Genomic DNA, 19,787 nt, shown 5'->3' with positions numbered 1-19,787 from the left:
ACGAAACACACTTTAGCAAGATACATATAAGAATGCAAACATTAATGATAATAATTATCATTAATGTTTGCATTCTTATATGTGGTTCAGTTAACGGTTTAATGGATGCTCAATATATTTATAGAAATGCCTGTTAGTTTCAGTTGTATAAGCGCTACACTGTCAAACCTTATCGATATTTCCAATATGATAATTCGGCCAGTTAAAAACATTATGCGTCAGCTTCAGAATTTCGACGTTTGATTACTCTATGCCCGTATTCATTCACAATCATTTCCTGATAATTTGAAAGATATAAATGAGCTTCGATGATAGCTCGCTGTTGTTTAGAGTATTGGCGTAGTACTCGCATACGATTTAACTCATATGCTATTTATACGGTAGCTTCACCTTCTACCAAACGAGCAACTTAACATCTACTCTTAGATAAATCGCACTCTCAAAAATCTCGTAAAAAAAGCCAGCTCCCGTATAAGACAGCTGACTTTATAAGTACGATTAGACTGAAATTCGATAAGCTAGATTAGAACTGATAAGTCAAAGACGTTTTGATATTACGTCCCATTTCAAAATCAGTATAGTCATCATCAATAGAGTTACGTGACGCATGGCTTGCATAAGTCTCATCAAAGATGTTGTATACACCTAGTGTGGCTTTTAAACCTTCAATTTGAGTTGGCGTATAAGTCATAAAGATATCGTGTACGTCATAGCCTGGTTTTTCGTTGTCATCACCAGCGGTATTTGGTGTCACATCGGCCACATAAGTACTGCGCCAGCCAAGCTCAGTAGTATTGGTTGGAGCGTAACCTAAGTTGACCATGTACTTGTCGCCAGACTCAGATCCACTACCACTGACAGAAGAGATATTGTAACCCGTATCTTCGCCTTTGCTACGTGCACGAGCATAGCTTAGCCCCATGTTGAAGTTATCTGCTCGATAGTCGGCCGATAGCTCTACACCTTTGATTTTGAAATCTTCATCATTATTAATGACACCTTGGCAGGCTTCAGGGGCAGCACTTGTACCTAGTTGCCCAGTGGTACAATTCATGCCAGTTCTACTACCACCTGCACGTACAAACTCAATATAGTTTTCGATATTGGTTTCAAAGTACTTAGCACTCAGCTTTAAAGAGTCGTCAGCCATGGTCAAACCACGCAGCGTTGTCGCAATACCGACTTCTGCATTGTCACCTTCTTCTGCTTTTAGTTCATTGTTCACATAGGTATCAACACCGTCGGAATTAAAAATCGTTTGGCTAAGATCTGGACCATTAAATAACTGAGTATAGCTTGCAAATAGTTGGGTGCGCGGTGCAATTTCATAGCTAGCAGCCAATGCGCCAACGACATTGTCGTAAGTCTTGCCAGCAGATACATACTCTGGAGACTCATAACGGTCATAACGGACGCCTGGCGTTAAGCTAAGCTTACCCATTTGCCACTGGTCTTCTAGATATACAGACGTATTGGTTGCTTCATCGGTGCTCGCATTACCAAAGTCGCGTGTCATCTCAGATTCTTTTTTGTAATGCTCAACTCCAGCGATGAACTTATGAACCCCTGGCACACCATTGATGATACTGCTATCGATGATACTGGTGTTTTGTACTTTTGCGCCTGTGGTTTGGACTTCTGCATCAAACTCAAACCCAGGTTCGCCATCAGAGTTACGCAAAATCTGCGTGCTAGTCTGATATACATTAGCGTCTACATTAACCAATTGGTTGGCAGGGTTGTAAGCATAGTCAAGCGCATAGGTATCACGTTTGACTTCCTGCGGGATGATTGGGTTCCAGCCGCCAGCAGGAAAATCTGGACGTAATGGGAACTTGCCTTTGTTTTCGGTACGGCTAAAGCTAGCACCTACATGATGATCACTACCGACATAAGCACCCGCTTTTAATAGGATGTTTTCGCCTTCGCTGTTTTCCGTTTGGATTTTACGGCCTTTACCGTCTTCACCAGCGTCCGCGTTGCGTTTGCCATAATAAGCCAGTAAATCAATATTTTCTGTTGGCGCACCATACACAGTGGCTGAAGTTAGCAGTTCATCATTGTTGCTAGCATAACCTGTATGCAGCTTAGCACCTACCTTTTGACCTGGCTTGAGTAAATCTGCCGCGTCGACTGTCTCAAAAGCAACCGCGCCGCCGATAGCATCATTGCCTAGCGTCACTGAGTTATTACCGACTGATACCTCTGCTTGTTTTAGCAGATCTGGATCAATAGTGACATCACCCATATGGTAGAACAACGCGCCTTCTTGACGTGCGCCATCAATCGTTACTTTTAGGTTGGTATCATCAAGACCACGTACACGAATACGTTGGTTGACCGATGAGGTACCGCCCACGCTTACCCCTGGCACAACGTCCAGAAAATCGCTCAAATGGCTGGCTTGTGCAGCTGGGGTGTAGTCATCTATGTAGACAGAGTCTTCTTGTACAGCGTCACGTACTGAGCTATTTGCTGTTACAGTGATAGTCTGCAATGTTGTGTTTGGCATATCTGCTGCCGTTGCGGCACTGGCAGCTTGCGTCCACAATACAGCGGCGACACCGATAGACAATACTGTCAATTGACTAGATAACTTTACTTCGCACATAACACATTTACTCACTTTGTTTACTGTCAGAAATTAGAATTTTTAGAATTATTTTTAAAGGCTATCGTCAAACAACCTTTAAAATAGTGCCCACCAGAAGATTAAATACATTAAAACACTTAACTCATCGTGCGAATAACATGATTAATGTTAATGATAATAATTAGCGTTTAAATAATGAGAGGCATAATAACTAAGTATTAACAATTTGGCAATAATTAATATTATACATTCTCAATTCTAGTGCTTAGTATGCCAAGGAAACACAGCAACGCTTGGTACCAACTATAAATATGCTATCAAATATGACAATGACTACGAGTTGAATCTGTATAAACAAGGCTTAAAAATCATCACTTCTACAGCAGCCTGCTATTAACTCAACTTATCACTTGTATTTCTTGTACTACTGTACTAGAATACTGAAACAAGATGGTTCTCAGCGAAAAATCGCTCAACAAGCGACCTATCTATTTTCTTTGGCTAAGATGACCTATTATGACTACCGATCCTTATCAGAGCTTAGTGAAACATTTGACCAACTGTACTGATAGCGCAGATATCGAAAAGCTGCTCAGTGCCTTGCTGACCGATAAAGAACAGCATGACATCGCCAATCGTATTCGCATTTTTGACTTGCTAGATCGTGGCATCACTCAGCGTGATATCTCTGAGCAATTAGGTGTTGGTATCGCCACTGTCTCTCGCGGTGCCAAGGCCAAGCAAAGCCATGATGTCAGCGCGTTACTAGCCACACATAGAGACTGCTCTTAACCCTTTGAACGTTACTATCTAGCTTTTTACTGACAACTCTCACACTTATTAATCAACACATATTTGAACCATTTCGGACTTTGTTATGACCTCTAGTACTCGCACACAGACCAAACCTGCTCCTATCGATATCCCGAGCAAACCACAACGTATCAAACTGACGCAAGATATCGATTTTTTTGCATTATTCAAACGTATCGAAAGCGCGTTTGATACCTGCTATTTGCTCGAATCATTGGGCGAAGACAGCCATATCTCGCGCCATCATGCGATCGGCTTTGACCCTGTGACGACTATCGCCGCATTAGATCGCAAAACGCTTGCGATTACCGATAATAAAACTGCTGAGGTAAGTCATTATCAAACCGACAATCCTTATCAGCTATTGCGTGATATAACACCGCAGCATGTCATCGCTCGCGATCAAAGCGGTGGTCTGGTCGGGTATTTGGGTTATGACTGCGTGAACTTCTTTGAACCTAGCCTCAATACAAAAGCCAGCGAAGACTTTGAACCCTTTAAATTTGGCGTGTATCTAGATGGATTGACCCTAGATAAGATGACTGGGGAGATTTTCTACTTTTATTACCCAACTGCTCAACAAGAAAACCGTATCGAGCAAATCAAAGCCCTACTCGATGAGCCAACGCCTAGCTATGAAGCGCCTAAAGTTGAATTTTTAGGTGATGGTATGAGCCAAGAAGAGCATGCCAATGTCGTCATGCAAGTCAAAGAAGACATCATCGCTGGGCGTATTTTTCAGTGTGAAGTAGGCTTTAAATCTAAATATCGTATTGCCGGTGACAAAATGCCGATTTATGAAAAGTTGCGTGCCGTCAATCCATCGCCGCATATGTATTTTATGAAATTTGCGCAACAGTGCATCATTGGTGCCTCGCCTGAGCTGCTATTCCGCTTGCGTCAAGGTGAAATGGAAACCTATCCGCTCGCAGGAACGGCTAAACGCGGCGCCGATGTAATAGAGGACCGTAAGCTTGCCCGCGCCTTACTCAACGATGACAAAGAAATTGCCGAGCACAATATGCTGGTCGATTTGCATCGCAATGATATTGGCCGTGTGGCACGTTTTGGTACAGTAAAAGTACGTAGCCTGATGGATATCAAGCGCTTCTCTCACGTGCAGCATATTTCTTCTGAAATCGTTGGTATCCTGCATCCTAACGAAGATATGTTTAGTGCGCTTGCCAGCAACTTCCCTGCTGGTACGCTATCAGGCGCACCTAAAGTAGAAGCCATTAAAGTCATTAATGAGCTAGAGCCAGATGGTCGCGGTGCTTATGGCGGTGCATTAGGCTCGTTCAATTTCAATGGTGATTGTATCTTTGCCATTCCTATTCGCAGTCTGTTTATCAATGGCGAGTCTGCCTACGCCCAAACTTGTGGCGGTAACGTTTACGACTCAAACCCAGCTGATGAGTACTTAGAGATTCAGCGTAAACTGTCGGCGATGAAAGTCGTGTTAGATAGCTTTATGCAATCATAATTGCTACTAGAAGTACTGCATAAATTGACCATATTTTACCTAGCACTATTTTTACAAAAGAGTTTATAACCCATGAATGTTTTAATTATTGATAACTACGACTCGTTTACCTTTAATCTCTACCAATACGTGGGTGAGATTTTACAAACCTTAGACAGTGATAAAGAGGCCAGCGTCATCGTTAAACGCAATAACGAAATCACCCTAGCAGATGTGCAAGCGATGAATCTTGATAGAATTATCATTTCACCTGGCCCTGGCTCCCCTGACGATCCCGCGTACTTTGGTATCTGTAGCGAGGTCATTGAAACACTAGGCAAAACTGTGCCGCTATTAGGCGTTTGCTTGGGTATGCAAGGCATTGCGCATGTGTTCGGTGGTGATGTGGTACGTGCCAGTGTGCCGATGCATGGCAAAATCTCATCGATTCGTCATGATGGTAAGGGCATTTATCAGGGCTTGCCGCAAGAGCTTGAAATCATGCGCTATCATTCACTGGTGGTAAAAGCCGATACGATCCCAAGCTGCCTGACGATCACCTCAGTCGTCGCCAATGACGAGCGAGCGACATTAAGCTTTGATGAGTCTGCGCTGACGGGCGATGAGATTATGGGACTGGCGCACAAAGACTATCCGATTCAAGGCGTACAATTTCACCCTGAATCTTTTGCCACTGAAGGCGCTAAGCGGTTGCTGAGTAACTTCTTGCTACAGGTATAAACCTATATGTCCGTCTCCATGTCTGCCTCAAGCCTAAATACTTCCAGCTTACTCAGACATACTGCGTTGCTCTCAAGCTTAATGCTAATGACCTCTGTCAGCTCGGCTGTAGCACCTGTACAGGCAAACTTTTCAATGGGCATGGACATCCAAGGTCAACGTCTTAACCTTTATGAGAGCTGTGCAGAAGGAAGCGTCACTTGCAACAATATGCTGCTAGTCGCTCCCGATTTAGAACGGCTATTACAGACAACACCAGAACCTAGTAAGTCGCCCTATGCTATCAAATACTACTCTGCGCAAACCAAGCATAGCTTATGTAAAGATGGCGTGACCCCGTGTCGATTTCAGGGTTATACTTTTGAAGGCGAAGATTTTGACGGGTTTATAGATACCTCGAACCATGAGATATCTATAAGAAGTAAATGGACAGTCGATACCTATAGTGCCACCTACAAAGAAAACGAGACTTATCTGCCATTAGCATCACAAGCTGCTCTGATTGATCAGATATATAACACGTCTGATAAAGCATTAAATGAAAGCTACAGAGTAATGCGAAATGAAGTCAGACGCCTGTACGGTGAAGATATGACGGCTGATCTTAAAAAAGAGCAGACTCAGTGGATAAAACAGCGCTCAAAAAATTGCGGAGCCGATACGGATCATCTGCCGAGAACCCAAGTGGAAAAAGTGTGCTTTATTCAGCAAAACACTCTCCGAGAACAAACATTCTTTTTATGGATTGATTAACAGAGACTATAGAAATAAAAAAGTGATGCGAACACAAATATGATATGAGCCAATTATTCGATATTGTTTAGGTTATTTAGCAAACGCTAGCCATTTTTTAGCCATTTGAATAACTATTGATTGAGTTTGGCACACGACCTAGTAGCCACTTATTATCTTTTAGTGATAGACTCAAAAGAATAAACAAAAGACAGCCTTTAATCAGGTTGTCTTTTCTTATTTCAGTATTGCTTGGAGAGATTGTATTAATAGCAATCTTACAACATCTTGTGTCACTTAGATCGTAAGAAGAAAACAGTATGGCAAACATCGACAACGGAATGACGACCCATTCGCATCAATCATGGCTAGGCACCATTCAAATCATCACGGCTGCTATCTGCTGGGGTACGTTGGGTATATTCTCGACTTACCTAAACCAAATTGGATTTAGTGGTTGGCAAGTAACCATATTACGAATTGTCACGGCGGCCTTTATCATTTTAGCCATGCTACCAACACTGTGGCCACACCTTATCAAATTACAGCCAAAACAGTGGCTTGGTTTGGCGATGCAGTCGTTGATAGGTGTCCTTGGTATGTCGGTCTGCTATTTTTTTGCGGTAAGCTACGTTGGTGCCGGCCCTGCCGTTGCCTTACTCTATACCGCACCCGTATTTAGCTTATTGTTCTCAAAATTCTTACTGAGTGAGTCCATTACTCGCAAATCAGTGTTACTGGCATTGATGGCGGTGTTTGGCGTAGGCTTAACCATGTTAGGTGAGCAAGCAAAAGTTAACTGGGGGATTTTACTCGGTCTATCAGCAGGGATGTGTTATTCGTTATATGGCGTATTGGGCAAGCGCGCCATGCATTACGCTCACCCTGCCCCTTTGGTATTTTTTACCTCTATTATCATTAGTGCTGGCGTACTACTGCTCTTGCCTGAGACCTATAACACTTATGAGCAGCTATTAGATCTGCCCTTAATGACTTGGGGCTATGTTTTGGGATTGTCACTGCTGGGAACCGTCGTGCCATTTGGGCTATATATGAAAGCATTGGAAAAGCTGCCCGCCACTCGTGCATCGGTATTTACGATTTTTGAGCCATTGACTGCGATTGCGCTCGCGATGCTATTACTGCATCAATCTTTGTCTTGGATTCAGTATTTGGGCGTGGCACTTATCTTGCTAGCAGCTTTATTAAATGCTGTGTTAAATGGTACCGCCACTCGCGTACCTCGCTGGTTAAAACAACGACAAAGGGCATAGTTTACTGTCTGTCCATTTGAGATACGTCCCATTTATTTCGATAAGAAAAGCCCCAACCATAGCATCATGATTGGGGTTTCTTTTTTTATTACTTACGCACAAACAAACGTTTTTACTGCTCAATACGTTGTAAAAATGCCTGCGTACGAGGGTGTTTTGAGTCTTCAAATAGCTGCTTAGCACTGCCTTCTTCGACCACATGACCGTCTTCGATCAGTACAACATGATCGGCAACGTCACGAGCAAAGTTGATTTCGTGAGTCACTACGACCATCGTCCAACCTTCAGAGGCGAGCTGCTTCATCGTCTCAAGCACATCCTGTACCAGCTCTGGGTCAAGTGCAGAGGTTGGCTCATCAAACAGTAACAGCGACGGCTCAATAGCAAGTGCACGGGCAATACCAATACGCTGCTGCTGACCACCAGATAGCTGGAATGGATAGAGATCCGCTTTGTCCGACAGTCCAACTTTCTCTAGTAATACCAGTGCCTGCTCACGGGCTTGTACTTTGCTCTGCCCTTGTACCACTGTAGGCCCAAGCATCAAGTTTTCAATGGCTGTCTTATGTGGAAACAAGTTATAAGACTGAAACACCATACCTGACTTACGCTGTAAAGCTAGTAGCGTTTTTTTGCTTGGTTTAGTGGCAAAGTCGACGCTCAAGCTATCGTCATCAAAAGCAATCACACCTTGATCAGGAATCTCTAGCGCATTTAAACAACGCAAAAAGGTGGTTTTACCCGATCCTGAAGGTCCTAATATTACGACCACTTTGCCTTTATTGATGGTCAAGTCGATGCCTTTTAGCACCTGATTGCCACCGAAGGCTTTATGAATATTAGTGACTTTGATCATAAAAATTCCTGTTGGGCTAGGGCGTGTCATCAATTAGCCTATTCAATCATTTAGCGGTCTTAAAATGGCTAAATCTTGTCAAATATCGTCAAAAATATTATGAATATACCTATATTCTCTGCAATTTTTTCCTCATTTGACTACTATTTATCTCATTTTAAGCCTAGCTATCTAAATGATGACACACCCTAGTCTATATTTGCGAGTGTCTATTGAGCCATAACTTATTTTACTACGTAGCTTATTTTGCCACATATCGATCAAGGCGCGTTTCAAGCTTGCCTTGGATGAAGGTCAAGAACAGACAGATACCCCAGTAGATAATTGCCGCTTCTGTATAGACCAGCATAAACTCATAGTTACGAGCTGTGATAATCTGCGCTTGTTTGAATAGCTCAGTGACCAGTACCAGTGAGGCAAGTGAGGTATCTTTTACCAGACTGATAAAGGTATTGGACAACGGCGGCACCGATACTCTAAGCGCCTGCGGTAAAATCACATGACGAAAAGTCTGTAGATACGTCAAACCAACCGTCGAGCCTGCTTCCCACTGCCCTTTTGGTATTGACAAAATCGAAGCACGCACTGTCTCCGATGCATAAGCACCGATGTTCAATGAGAATGCGATAATCGCTGAGGGAAAGGGATCAAGCTTCACCCCGACACTTGGCAGACCATAGAAAATAATAAACAGCTGAACCAGCATCGGTGTACCGCGAATGGCGGACACATAGACACGAGCGAGCCGATAAATGATTTCATGGAACCAAGTGGCACGCGGAATGATACGAATCAATGCCACTGTCAGTGCAATGGCCATACCAATCGCAAATGAGATCAATGCCAGCGGTATCGAATAATAGATACCGCCTTTGAGCATTGGCCAAAACGACGAGATGACAATCTGCGCTCGATCAGGACTCATAAATGGCAATACTGCCAATAAGTCCGCGAACCATGATGTAGACATTACAGAAGCTGACATGATAGAAACTGACATTATTTTTGTTGACTTATATCAGCACCAAAGAACTGTTCGCTAAGCTTAGTTAGCGTGCCTTCAGCCGCCAATTCAGCCATCGCTTCATCCAGTTTCGCTACGACTTCATCATCACCTTTGATAAGCACTAGGCCTGAACCACGTAACTCACTAGCAGGTGCAGTCAGTTTAATCTCAAGATCAGAATCTGGGAACTTTTTTAGATAATCCAATACCGCTAGATTGTCATTCATCGTAAAGTCAGCGCGATCCTGCTTCACTAATTGAATCGCTTGCGCCATACCATCGACAGGAACGATCTCTGCACCATAACGCTCTGCAAGCTCACCATAGTTACTGCTAAGTGATTGCGCCGTACGTAGGCCTTTTAAACCTTCCCACGAGCTATAACGGTTGTCATCAGTAGGTGCCAATACAACCGCACCTGACCAGCTATAAGCCATTGCTTTGTCATACTTTGCTTTACGCTCAGGCGTGGTCAAACTAACTTGGTTAGCCACCATATCAAAACGTTTTGAATCCAAACCAGCCAACATCGCATCCCATTGAGTTTCTTTAAACTCAACGTCTACGCCTAGTTTATCCGCGACTGCACGCGTTACTTCAACATCATAACCCGTTAGTTTGCCGCTCTCATCATGATACGTGAACGGAGGATAAGTACCCTCTGTACCGACGTTGATGGTGCCGCCGTTGTTGATACGTTGTAGCAAATCAGAACCGCCTGTTGCAGCGCTGTCAGTTGCACTGGTATCGGCTTCGTTGGTAGTAGATTGACCACAAGCGGCAAGGAACATAGTGCTGGCGGCAAGGGCTAAAAGAGTACGACGTTTCATAAGACGTCCTTATAAGAGTGAATGAATAAAGTAAAAACACATAATGCTAATAAGACACACAGCACTAATAAAATATACGGTGCTAATAAATAGGACAAGCCGACACAGAAGAACAATATAAGCTCCTCTATGATATTCGGCTTTGGTTGCCCGATTTGAGGCTATTTGGGCTATTTTTCAATACTGTTTCTATATTATATTTTAATTTTTAACGATTGTTCAAATATTCTGGCGAGTTTAATTAACGCCAATTGCTATCTTATTAAATAACAGTTTATGGATATAGTATCTCACTTTAGACAGAAAAAACGTACACAATCAGTGAGCATACGTAAGCTATAGTCAGTTCAATATCATCTCGATACAAAGAAACCGAGTGCAAGTTATACATTAGTATGCTTAGCGAGGATGAAGATGTAGCGGATTTATATAGGCTTGACTATATCTGCTATAACTCGCCTGAGAACTGATAGCGATCACCCGCATGCCACATCTTTACAAAGGTAACGACTTGGCCAGCCGAATAGGTCTGCCGACGCAACACAAGCGTTGGTGACTGCGGCGCAATTTGCAAAAACTCAGCAATCTCATCAGGGGCTGCCAATGCTCGGATGGTATAGCTTCCACTCTCTAGAGGACTTTTGGCAATCAAGTAATCACTGGTATTGACTACACTAAAATCCTGATCGATAAACTTCGGTACTTTTTTGGCATCGACCCAGCGTTCTTCAAACTGTATGGGCTGACCATCGGCAAAGTGAATGATTTTTACTTCATACAAGACAGCTTCATCACTAGCATCTGTCTGAGCAATCGCGTTTACAGACGTAGCCCCTTCATCAATTATAGCCCCTTCATCAATACCAAACTTACGACGCAGCTCATTATCGAGCATATCAGCCGTAATAGCACGCTTACTCACGACCTGTGCTTCATAATCACGATTGGCAGACTTTAAATCCTCAGCGATGTTGCGTACCTCAACAAAGGTATGATTGAACTGCTGCTGCGCGACAAACGTGCCCGACCCTTGTCGACGCTCTAACACCCGCTCCTCGCTCAGCTCTTTTAGCGCACGGTTGACTGTCATCCTTGACACACCAAACTCTTCAGCCAATGCCATTTCTGTCGAAATCGCGTTGCCCGCTTGCCACTTACCAGAATGAATATTGTCTAGTATGGCGTTTTTTATGCGTTGATACGCCGGAATCGTTTTTGTCATATCCGCCTTTGACCGTCAGTTTTGCTAATAGGAATGATCACATAATATCACGAGACCATCGCGCAAGCCTTAGTCAAAATTTCTGAGCATTCAGTATTGACTAGGGCGCTTTTCAACTCACTCGATGTTATCTAAATCGGCTAATTGAATAACAAAAACAACCAGCTCACGAAAAAAAACCTTGCATGAAAAAAGTATCTTTGATAATTTGTATATACAACTTTACGACAGTATCGATAATCTAGCCAATTTAGCAAGCAGTTAAGTGCACTCTTAGACTGATCGTAAACCACTCACTTTAATTGCCCAATCGACTTAAAAGATTTCACAAGGATTTGACCATGACTACTGATAGCAATAGCAACAAACCTACTCGACGCGATGAGAGCCGTAATATTGCTGCGCCTACTGGCTCCACGCTACATTGCAAAAGCTGGCTAACTGAAGCCCCTTATCGCATGCTGCAAAACAACCTGCATCCTGATGTAGCAGAAAACCCAAAAAGCCTAGTCGTGTATGGTGGTATCGGACGCGCAGCCCGTAACTGGGAAAGCTACGATCAAATCTTAGAGTCATTAAAAGAGTTAGAAGATGATGAGACGTTGCTAGTACAGTCTGGTAAGCCAGTCGGCGTGTTTCAAACACACGAAAACGCACCACGCGTATTGATTGCTAACTCCAACCTTGTGCCGCGTTGGGCAACGTGGGAGCACTTCAACGAGTTGGATCGCAAAGACCTGTTTATGTACGGTCAGATGACTGCAGGTAGCTGGATTTATATCGGTACACAAGGCATCGTCCAAGGCACGTATGAGACTTTTGTGGAAGCGGGTCGTCAGCATTATGATGGTAGCTGGGCGGGTCGTTGGATTTTGACCGCTGGTCTGGGCGGTATGGGCGGCGCGCAGCCACTAGCCGCAACTTTTGCGGGTGCGACTTCGTTAAACATCGAGTGTCAGCAGTCTAGTATCGATTTCCGTTTGCGTACGGGTTATGTTGATAAACAAGCAGATAACCTTGACCATGCTTATGAGTTAATCAAACAACATACGGACGCTGGTGAAGCCGTCTCTATCGCCCTACTTGGCAATGCCGCAGATATCTTGCCTGAGATGGTCAAGCGTGCTAACGCTGGCGGTATGAAGCCTGATTTGGTCACCGATCAAACCTCAGCGCATGACTTAATCAATGGCTATCTACCAAGCGGCTGGACGGTAGAGGAATGGAAAGCCGCCCAAGAAGATCCAGAGCAACATGCAGCACTGACCAAAGCCGCTGCTCAATCTTGTGCGGTACATGTACAAGCGATTTTAGACTTGCAAGCGATGGACATTCCAGCGACTGATTACGGTAATAACATCCGTCAGGTCGCTTTTGATGAAGGGGTCAAAGATGCCTTTAACTTCCCAGGTTTTGTCCCTGCGTATATTCGTCCGCTATTTTGCCAAGGTAAAGGCCCATTCCGCTGGGTAGCGTTATCAGGTGATCCAGAAGATATCTATAAGACTGATCAAAAGATTAAAGAGCTATTCCCTGAAAACAAACACATTCATCATTGGTTAGATATGGCAAAGGAACGTATTCAGTTCCAAGGCTTGCCTGCTCGTATCTGCTGGCTAGGTCTTGGTGAGCGTGACAAAGCAGGTTTGGCATTTAATGAAATGGTCAAAAACGGTGAACTAAAAGGTCCAATCGTCATTGGTCGTGACCATTTGGACACGGGCTCTGTCGCCAGTCCAAACCGCGAAACAGAGAGTATGAAAGATGGCTCAGATGCGGTATCTGATTGGGCATTATTGAATGGCATGCTCAACGTAGCAGGCGGCGCGACGTGGGTGTCGCTACATCATGGCGGCGGTGTCGGCATGGGATACTCGCAGCACTCAGGCATGGTCATTGTCGCGGATGGTACTGACGCCGCAGCCAAAAGACTGTCACGCGTATTAGTCAACGATTGCGGTTCAGGCGTTATGCGTCATGCCGATGCAGGTTATGAGCTGGCGATTAAAACAGCAAAAGAATATGGTCTAAATTTGCCAATGATCAAATAGTTTGTTCCTTGTCCTTATACGCTGTAGCTAGGTATAAGGACATAATCGGCGTCTTATCAAGGAGGATAATATGATTGAGCAAAATACGATATCTAGTCTGAACGATGAAAGTACAACGACATCATCGAAAAAACTACTATCAACCCCTATTGCATTAATACAGCTGATCGTATTCAGTGCGATCGGTTTGGTGATGTTTTTTGTGCCGTTTACCATTGGTGAAAAAAGCACGATTTTGTTCGATCATGGCGCAACCTATCTGGTCACTCAGCAGCACACCTTATCTGTGACATTATTGTTTTTACTCATACTCTATGGTGTGAGTAAGCCATTTATCGACGGCTCATGGCGTAAAAATATCACTCATATGATTATGACTGCTTTTAAAATCATGGGTCTGATACTAGCAGTGATGTATGTGGCTGACGTAGCGCCTGCCTTTATGATGGAAAAGGACATGCTGCCGTTTCTATTTGAAAAATTGGCCTTACCAGTCGGTATGATTGTACCGATTGGGGCGTTGATATTGGCATTCTTGGTTGGTTTTGGCTTACTAGAAATGGTTGGTGTGCTCATGCAGCCAATTATGAAACCTATTTGGAAAACCCCAGGTTCATCAGCGATTGATGCCGTTGCTTCCTTTGTTGGTAGCTACTCTATTGGTTTGCTCATCACCAATCGCGTGTATTTACAAAAGCAATATTCAGCGCGTGAAGCCATTATCATTGCGACTGGGTTTTCGACCGTATCAGCGGCATTTATGGTCATTGTTGCCAAAACGCTTGGATTGATGGAGTTTTGGAATGTGTTCTTTTGGTCTACGCTAGTGATTACCTTTATTGTCACTGCGATTACCGCTCGTATTCCACCTATCAATCTCTTTGATGATAGCGTTGAACGTCCAGCTTTAGACCATAAACGTGGTACACGGCTAGCAGCTGCATTTGATTTAGGCTTGTCCACTTCGCGCCGTGCCACTGACCTCAAACAAATCTTATGGTCTAATTTTCGCGACGGTCTAACGATGGCCGCTGCTATCGTGCCGTCTATCATCGCTGTCGGCTTAACAGGATTGCTATTAGCAAAATATACGCCAGTTTTCGATGCCTTGGGCTTGCTTCTTTATCCCTTTACATGGCTTGGCGGCCTACCAGAACCGCTTGTCGCTGCCAAAGGAATGTCAGCGGGATTGGCTGAGATGTTCTTGCCAGCATTACTACTAAGTGAGGCAGATATTCTGACACGCTATGTGGCAGGGGTAATTTCCATTAGCAGTGTGCTGTTCTTCTCAGCCATGATTCCATGTGTGCTTGCGACCGAGATTCCTATCTCTGTTGGCAAAATGGTCATCATTTGGTTCGAGCGCGTGGTACTCAGTATTTTATTGGCTGCAGCATTCGGACAACTGGCCATGTACTTCAACTGGATTGGCTAAAAAATTCAAACCCGATAATAGCTATTTCGTTGATTAAAAACCTTTCAACAACTTCATTTTAATAAAGATACTAGGGCGTGTCCTCAATTCAAACGAGTGTGCTCTAAATGGGCTAAAAACAGCTAAATTTTGCCAAACATCGTCAAATAGTTGGTCAATATCTCGATATTATCTGCACTATTTTCCTTGTTTGACGGCAATTTATCTCATTTTTATCACCATTTTTAAAATGAGGACACGCCCTAAACAAAAATAATATAACCCATATAGTCGATTCAATTTAAAAGTAGTACAAGGCAACCGAGTGTAGATGTATATGTGATACTTCAAGCGAGATTAACGCTGTAATACTTTATAGTGGAATGACTATATGACTTACAATACTAGGACTACCTATATGAACAATATCAAACAACTAACCCTACACCCTCGCCAGCTTAGCTTTAAAATGCTACGTGATATCTACGAGCAGCCTGTCATATTGACATTGCCTGAGAGTGCTTATGCCGCAATAGATGCCTCACACGAAGATGTACGAACCATCATTGCACGAGACAAAAGCGCTTATGGCATCAATACTGGTTTTGGCTTACTTGCCAAGACACGTATCAGTGATGACCAGCTTGAGCTGCTACAGCGTAACCTGATCGTTTCTCACTCGGTAGGTACGGGTGACGCGCTACCAGATGGCGTAGTACGACTGATTATGGTGATGAAAGTCGCCAGCCTAGCACAAGGCGTTTCTGGTGTACGCCGCGAGGTAGTTGATAGTTTACTTGGTTTGATCAACAGTCAAATCACGCCAAACATTCCGGCAAAAGGCTCAGTTGGTGCCTCTGGTGACTTAGCCCCACTATCACATATGACACTAGCCATGATGGGCGAAGGTCACGTCTATGTCGATGGCAAAAAAGTCCTTGCTGCTGACGCCCTAGCACAGCATGGACTTGAGCCAATTACACTGGCAGCCAAAGAAGGCCTTGCACTCATCAACGGTACACAAGTATCAACAGCACTAGCATTACGTGGTTATTTCTTAGCGCGTGATTTACTTGAGACAGCAACCATCGTCGGCTCACTGTCGATTGATGCGGCCAAAGGCTCAGACTCACCATTTGATGCCCGTATTCATGAAGTACGTGGTCATCATGGTCAGATAGAGATCGCCAAAGCGCATCGTCAACTGATCAAAGGCAGTGCTATCCGCGCCTCGCACGATGGCGAGCAAGATGATCGCGTACAAGACCCTTACTGCCTACGCTGTCAGCCGCAGGTCATGGGTGCCTGTCTTGATATCATCAACCAAGCAGGAAAAACGCTACTTATCGAATCCAATGCCGTGACAGACAATCCGCTTATCTTTAATAACGAAGATGGTCCTGTCGCCATATCAGGTGGTAACTTCCATGCTGAGCCTGTGGCTTTTGCCGCGGATATTTTAGCCTTGGCAATCGCTGAGATTGGTTCTATGTCTGAGCGACGTATGGCTTTACTGATCGATGCAACCTTATCAGGTGGCTTACCGCCATTCTTGGTTGATAATGCTGGAGTCAACTCAGGCTTTATGATTGCTCATGTGACCGCCGCAGCACTGGCGTCAGAAAACAAATCTATCGCCCATCCTGGTAGCGTTGATAGTATCCCGACTTCTGCTAACCAAGAAGACCATGTGTCTATGGCGACCTATTGCGCACGACGCCTATACGAAATGGCACAAAACACTGCCACCATTATTGGTATTGAACTTCTGGCTGCTGGTCAAGGCATCGACTTCCATCACGGACTAGATACGTCAGAGCCTTTGACAATCGCGCATCAAAAACTACGTGAGCAAGTGACTTTTTATGATAAAGATCGCTACCTCGCCCCTGATATCGAAGCAGCTAAACAGCTGGTATTAGACGGTACGCTTGCTGAACATTGGCAAGAACTACGCAGCGATTGGTACGAGTCTAAATAAAGATCAATAAGCGGAGAGCAGCGATGACAATAGCGAGAACAGCAGCAACGACTACAAGTATTAGCCATACACCTGCTGATATGAACCAGTGGACAGGACGTGCAGAGCCATTTGAAACTACGCGTGCCCGCTATTGGTATCAGCTTGCTCAGCCTTATGAGGCTCAAAATATTGGGCTAATTGGTTTTGCATGTGATCAAGGCGTCAGACGCAATCAAGGCCGCGTAGGTGCTAGAGCTGCCCCGCCATTGATTCGTCGAGCTTTTGCTACGCTGCCAGTCATCGCTGATTTGCAACAACGTTTTGATGGTCAATTATCAACCTTATTGGGTGATGCTGGCGACATTCATTGTCACGACGATGATGATTTTGTCGACAGTTCTCTTGAGCAAGCGCAGATCAAATATGCCGATGCAGTGAGTACTATTATTAAGCAAAGCGGATTACCTATCGGGCTTGGTGGCGGTCATGCCATTGCTTATGGTAGCTTTCTGGGATTATGGCAGGCATTAGAAAATACAAGCGAAGCAACTATCAGCACAAGCACAGCGCCTACTATTGGGATTATTAATTTCGATGCTCATCTTGATATTCGTCAGTCTGATGTAGCGACCTCTGGTACACCGTTTCGCCAAATTGCCGAGCACCTTGACGCACACGATCAGCCTTTTCACTATTGCTGTATCGGTGTCAGCCGATTTTCTAATACGGCGGCGCTTTTCGATCGTGCCGAGCAATTGGGCGTACAGGTCATTAGTGATGAAGACTGTCATTATCAGCCTTGGGATACACTTGCTGAGCGGGTCAAAAGCTTTGTAGATCAGGTCGATATCATATATCTAACCATCGATATGGACTGCTTTCCTGCCAGTGTTGTGCCAGGTGTGAGCGCCCCAGCTGCTTACGGCATTGAACTAGGTTTCGTTGAACGTATGGTCAAAACCATCATGGCATCAGGCAAAGTAAAAATGGCAGACATTGCTGAGATTAACCCTGCTTTTGACGTTGATAGTCGTAGCTGCAAAGTTGCTGCGCGCTTACTAGCCACTATTATAGAGCAGCACTTACTTAGCGCTTAGATCTTGCCAACAAAGATCACCGACTTCACAAAAATCAGGAGCATATTATGAATGAATCAAAGAATTCTGTATTGAAAAGCCCTACAGAACAGACGCTCGACAAATCTACTACGACATCTTTTGATCACGTTATTATTAATGCCAATATCGCCACCTTTTCAGCGCAATATGGGTTTGATATTTATGCTGATAATCAAGCTGATAGTAACCCATATGGTCAGTTGCATCACGCTGCCATCGGTATTAAAAACAGCAAAATTGCTTGGATTGGTACACAGGATCAGATCACTGCTCATTTGCCTAAATATCAAACTAGCCAAATCACAGACGCCGATGGTAAATGGCTAACCCCAGGGCTTATCGATTGTCATACGCACATTGTCTATGGCGGCAACCGTAGCAATGAGTTCGAAGCACGTTTGCAAGGTGTCAGTTATCAAGACATTGCTGCACAAGGCGGCGGTATTGTCGCGACGGTCAGTGCTACCCGCGCTGCCAGTATTGAAGCGCTATTTGCACAAAGTGAAAAACGCTTAGTCGCGCTGATGAAAGAAGGTGTCACCAGTATTGAAATCAAGTCTGGTTATGGCTTGGACTTGGACACTGAGCGTAAAATGCTCACGGTCGCTCGCCAACTGGGCGAAAAATATGACATTCATGTGAGCACCACTTATCTAGCAGCACATGCCTTGCCACCTGAGTACAAATCTCACGAGCAGGACCTTGCGGACGACTATATTGATCAAGTTTGCGAGTGGCTGCCGATTCTACATGCAGAAGGCTTGGTTGATGCGGTGGATGGTTTTTGTGAAAACATTGCGTTTAGTAGCGATCAGATTAGACGCGTTTTTGAGGTTGCACGCTCCTTAGACCTGCCGGTCAAACTACACGCTGAGCAATTATCTGATATTGGTGGTAGCGCTTTAGTTGCCGAATACAAAGGGCTATCTAGCGACCATCTAGAGCACCTATCAGAAACTGACATAGTCAAGATGGCCGCCAGCGATACGGTTGCGGTGATATTGCCGGGTGCATTTTATACTTTACGTGATACCAAGCTGCCACCGATTGAGGCACTGCGCAAGCATCAAGTTCCTATGGCGATTTCAACCGATTGTAACCCTGGTACCTCACCTTTGACATCGCTGTTGTTGGCAATGAATATGGGCTGTACGCTGTTTTACCTCACGCCTGAAGAAGTATTGGCAGGATCAACCGTTTATGCAGCCAAGGCTTTGGGTCTATCTAATAAAGGCAAAATAGAAGTGGGCTGTGATGCTGATTTAGCACTATGGGATATCGCTCGTCCTGCTGACTTGGCCTATCAGATGGGGCTAAATCCCATCCAAGGCATCATGGTTCAAGGACAATGGCGCGACACAATATAATCAATCTACCTTTGTTTATCTCAATTAAAAAGCCCCAACCATTCAATGATTGGGGCTTTGCTATTTGTCCATATTAACCAACTACTAGGGCGTGTCTTCAATTCACTCGATAGTCATCTAAATGGCCTAAAAATGGCTAAATCTTGCCAAACATCGTCAAATAGCTGGTTAATATCCCGATATTATCTGCGCTATTTTTCTTGTTTGACGGCAATTTATCTCATTTTTATCACCATTTTTGAAATGAAGACACGCCCTAGAGCATGTTCAACCCTTAGAAGTAAAACTAGGGTGTGTTGACATATATAGAATAATTGATAATCATAGTGTTATGACTAGATTAAC

Annotated in this window: 15 protein-coding genes; 10 read left to right on the top strand and 5 right to left on the bottom strand. The window is 44.2% G+C overall.

The window, feature by feature from the left end; all coding sequences use genetic code 11:
• Positions 1–523: 523 nt before the first annotated feature.
• Positions 524–2,611, bottom strand: coding sequence for a TonB-dependent receptor domain-containing protein (locus tag FQV37_RS08990; protein WP_160022483.1), 2,088 nt, complete (start codon positions 2,609–2,611; stop codon positions 524–526).
• A gap of 498 nt (positions 2,612–3,109) precedes the next feature.
• Here FQV37_RS08990 and FQV37_RS08985 point away from each other — a divergent pair, with 498 nt between their 5' ends.
• The 5 genes from FQV37_RS08985 to FQV37_RS08965 all read left to right on the top strand — a co-directional run bounded on the left by FQV37_RS08985 (position 3,110) and on the right by FQV37_RS08965 (position 7,615).
• Positions 3,110–3,385 carry a Trp family transcriptional regulator gene (locus tag FQV37_RS08985; protein WP_114700514.1) on the top strand — a complete coding sequence of 92 codons (276 nt, stop codon included), beginning with the start codon at positions 3,110–3,112 and terminating at the stop codon, positions 3,383–3,385.
• 85 nt (positions 3,386–3,470) lie between these two features.
• Entirely contained in the window at positions 3,471–4,889 is a 1,419-nt protein-coding gene (locus tag FQV37_RS08980; RefSeq protein ID WP_160022481.1) for an anthranilate synthase component I family protein, read from the top strand.
• Positions 4,890–4,961: 72 nt separating this feature from the next.
• Entirely contained in the window at positions 4,962–5,609 is a 648-nt protein-coding gene (locus FQV37_RS08975; protein WP_160022479.1) for an anthranilate synthase component II, read from the top strand.
• A gap of 18 nt (positions 5,610–5,627) precedes the next feature.
• A complete protein-coding gene (locus FQV37_RS08970; protein ID WP_160022477.1) occupies positions 5,628–6,362 on the top strand; it encodes a lysozyme inhibitor LprI family protein in 735 nt (244 codons plus the stop codon).
• A gap of 299 nt (positions 6,363–6,661) precedes the next feature.
• Positions 6,662–7,615: a DMT family transporter gene (locus tag FQV37_RS08965; RefSeq protein WP_160022475.1), complete on the top strand. Its 954-nt coding sequence runs from the start codon at positions 6,662–6,664 to the stop codon at positions 7,613–7,615.
• 112 nt (positions 7,616–7,727) lie between these two features.
• Here the strand turns inward: FQV37_RS08965 and FQV37_RS08960 are convergent, their stop codons facing one another.
• The 4 genes from FQV37_RS08960 to FQV37_RS08945 all read right to left on the bottom strand — a co-directional run bounded on the left by FQV37_RS08960 (position 7,728) and on the right by FQV37_RS08945 (position 11,529).
• Entirely contained in the window at positions 7,728–8,471 is a 744-nt protein-coding gene (locus FQV37_RS08960) for an amino acid ABC transporter ATP-binding protein (RefSeq protein ID WP_160022473.1), read from the bottom strand.
• 241 nt (positions 8,472–8,712) lie between these two features.
• Positions 8,713–9,456: an amino acid ABC transporter permease gene (locus FQV37_RS08955; protein WP_057762590.1), complete on the bottom strand. Its 744-nt coding sequence runs from the start codon at positions 9,454–9,456 to the stop codon at positions 8,713–8,715.
• Between the two features lie 14 nt (positions 9,457–9,470).
• Complete coding sequence (locus FQV37_RS08950; RefSeq protein WP_057761253.1) at positions 9,471–10,307, bottom strand: amino acid ABC transporter substrate-binding protein; 837 nt, start codon at positions 10,305–10,307, stop codon at positions 9,471–9,473.
• 448 nt (positions 10,308–10,755) lie between these two features.
• Positions 10,756–11,529 (bottom strand): UTRA domain-containing protein, encoded by a 774-nt coding sequence (locus FQV37_RS08945; RefSeq protein ID WP_057762592.1) that lies wholly within the window; start codon positions 11,527–11,529, stop codon positions 10,756–10,758.
• A 341-nt stretch (positions 11,530–11,870) separates the two neighbouring features.
• Between FQV37_RS08945 and hutU the strand changes: the two genes are divergently transcribed.
• The 5 genes from hutU (at position 11,871) to hutI (ending at position 19,442) form a co-directional block, all read left to right on the top strand.
• Positions 11,871–13,580, top strand: a complete 1,710-nt coding sequence (hutU, locus tag FQV37_RS08940) for a urocanate hydratase (protein WP_160022471.1) — start codon at positions 11,871–11,873, stop codon at positions 13,578–13,580.
• Between the two features lie 70 nt (positions 13,581–13,650).
• Positions 13,651–15,015 (top strand): YjiH family protein, encoded by a 1,365-nt coding sequence (locus tag FQV37_RS08935; protein ID WP_205962075.1) that lies wholly within the window; start codon positions 13,651–13,653, stop codon positions 15,013–15,015.
• 397 nt (positions 15,016–15,412) lie between these two features.
• Complete coding sequence (hutH, locus tag FQV37_RS08930) at positions 15,413–16,975, top strand: histidine ammonia-lyase (protein WP_160022469.1); 1,563 nt, start codon at positions 15,413–15,415, stop codon at positions 16,973–16,975.
• A 23-nt stretch (positions 16,976–16,998) separates the two neighbouring features.
• Positions 16,999–18,054: a formimidoylglutamase gene (gene hutG, locus FQV37_RS08925; RefSeq protein WP_160022467.1), complete on the top strand. Its 1,056-nt coding sequence runs from the start codon at positions 16,999–17,001 to the stop codon at positions 18,052–18,054.
• A gap of 47 nt (positions 18,055–18,101) precedes the next feature.
• The gene (gene hutI / locus FQV37_RS08920) at positions 18,102–19,442 is read left to right on the top strand and encodes an imidazolonepropionase (protein ID WP_160022465.1); all 1,341 of its coding nucleotides are present in this window, start codon (positions 18,102–18,104) and stop codon (positions 19,440–19,442) included.
• Positions 19,443–19,787: the final 345 nt, after the last annotated feature.

The organism is Psychrobacter nivimaris (assembly GCF_009812035.1).
GTDB classification, from domain to species: Bacteria; Pseudomonadota; Gammaproteobacteria; order Pseudomonadales; family Moraxellaceae; genus Psychrobacter; species Psychrobacter nivimaris.
This window is presented reverse-complemented; position numbering and strand designations above follow the sequence as displayed.

Excerpts from the sequence above, each read along its gene's own strand:
- FQV37_RS08985 (WP_114700514.1), top strand. The coding sequence starts at position 3,110 with ATGACTACCGATCCTTATCAGAGCTTAGTGAAACATTTGACCAACTGT.
- FQV37_RS08965 (WP_160022475.1), top strand. The coding sequence starts at position 6,662 with ATGGCAAACATCGACAACGGAATGACGACCCATTCGCATCAATCATGG.
- FQV37_RS08945 (WP_057762592.1), bottom strand. The coding sequence starts at position 11,529 with ATGACAAAAACGATTCCGGCGTATCAACGCATAAAAAACGCCATACTA.
- FQV37_RS08990 (WP_160022483.1), bottom strand. The coding sequence starts at position 2,611 with ATGTGCGAAGTAAAGTTATCTAGTCAATTGACAGTATTGTCTATCGGT.
- FQV37_RS08960 (WP_160022473.1), bottom strand. The coding sequence starts at position 8,471 with ATGATCAAAGTCACTAATATTCATAAAGCCTTCGGTGGCAATCAGGTG.
- FQV37_RS08980 (WP_160022481.1), top strand. The coding sequence starts at position 3,471 with ATGACCTCTAGTACTCGCACACAGACCAAACCTGCTCCTATCGATATC.
- hutH (WP_160022469.1), top strand. The coding sequence starts at position 15,413 with ATGAACAATATCAAACAACTAACCCTACACCCTCGCCAGCTTAGCTTT.
- FQV37_RS08975 (WP_160022479.1), top strand. The coding sequence starts at position 4,962 with ATGAATGTTTTAATTATTGATAACTACGACTCGTTTACCTTTAATCTC.
- hutI (WP_160022465.1), top strand. The coding sequence starts at position 18,102 with ATGAATGAATCAAAGAATTCTGTATTGAAAAGCCCTACAGAACAGACG.
- hutU (WP_160022471.1), top strand. The coding sequence starts at position 11,871 with ATGACTACTGATAGCAATAGCAACAAACCTACTCGACGCGATGAGAGC.
- FQV37_RS08955 (WP_057762590.1), bottom strand. The coding sequence starts at position 9,456 with ATGTCAGCTTCTGTAATGTCTACATCATGGTTCGCGGACTTATTGGCA.
- hutG (WP_160022467.1), top strand. The coding sequence starts at position 16,999 with ATGACAATAGCGAGAACAGCAGCAACGACTACAAGTATTAGCCATACA.
- FQV37_RS08970 (WP_160022477.1), top strand. The coding sequence starts at position 5,628 with ATGTCTGCCTCAAGCCTAAATACTTCCAGCTTACTCAGACATACTGCG.
- FQV37_RS08950 (WP_057761253.1), bottom strand. The coding sequence starts at position 10,307 with ATGAAACGTCGTACTCTTTTAGCCCTTGCCGCCAGCACTATGTTCCTT.
- FQV37_RS08935 (WP_205962075.1), top strand. The coding sequence starts at position 13,651 with ATGATTGAGCAAAATACGATATCTAGTCTGAACGATGAAAGTACAACG.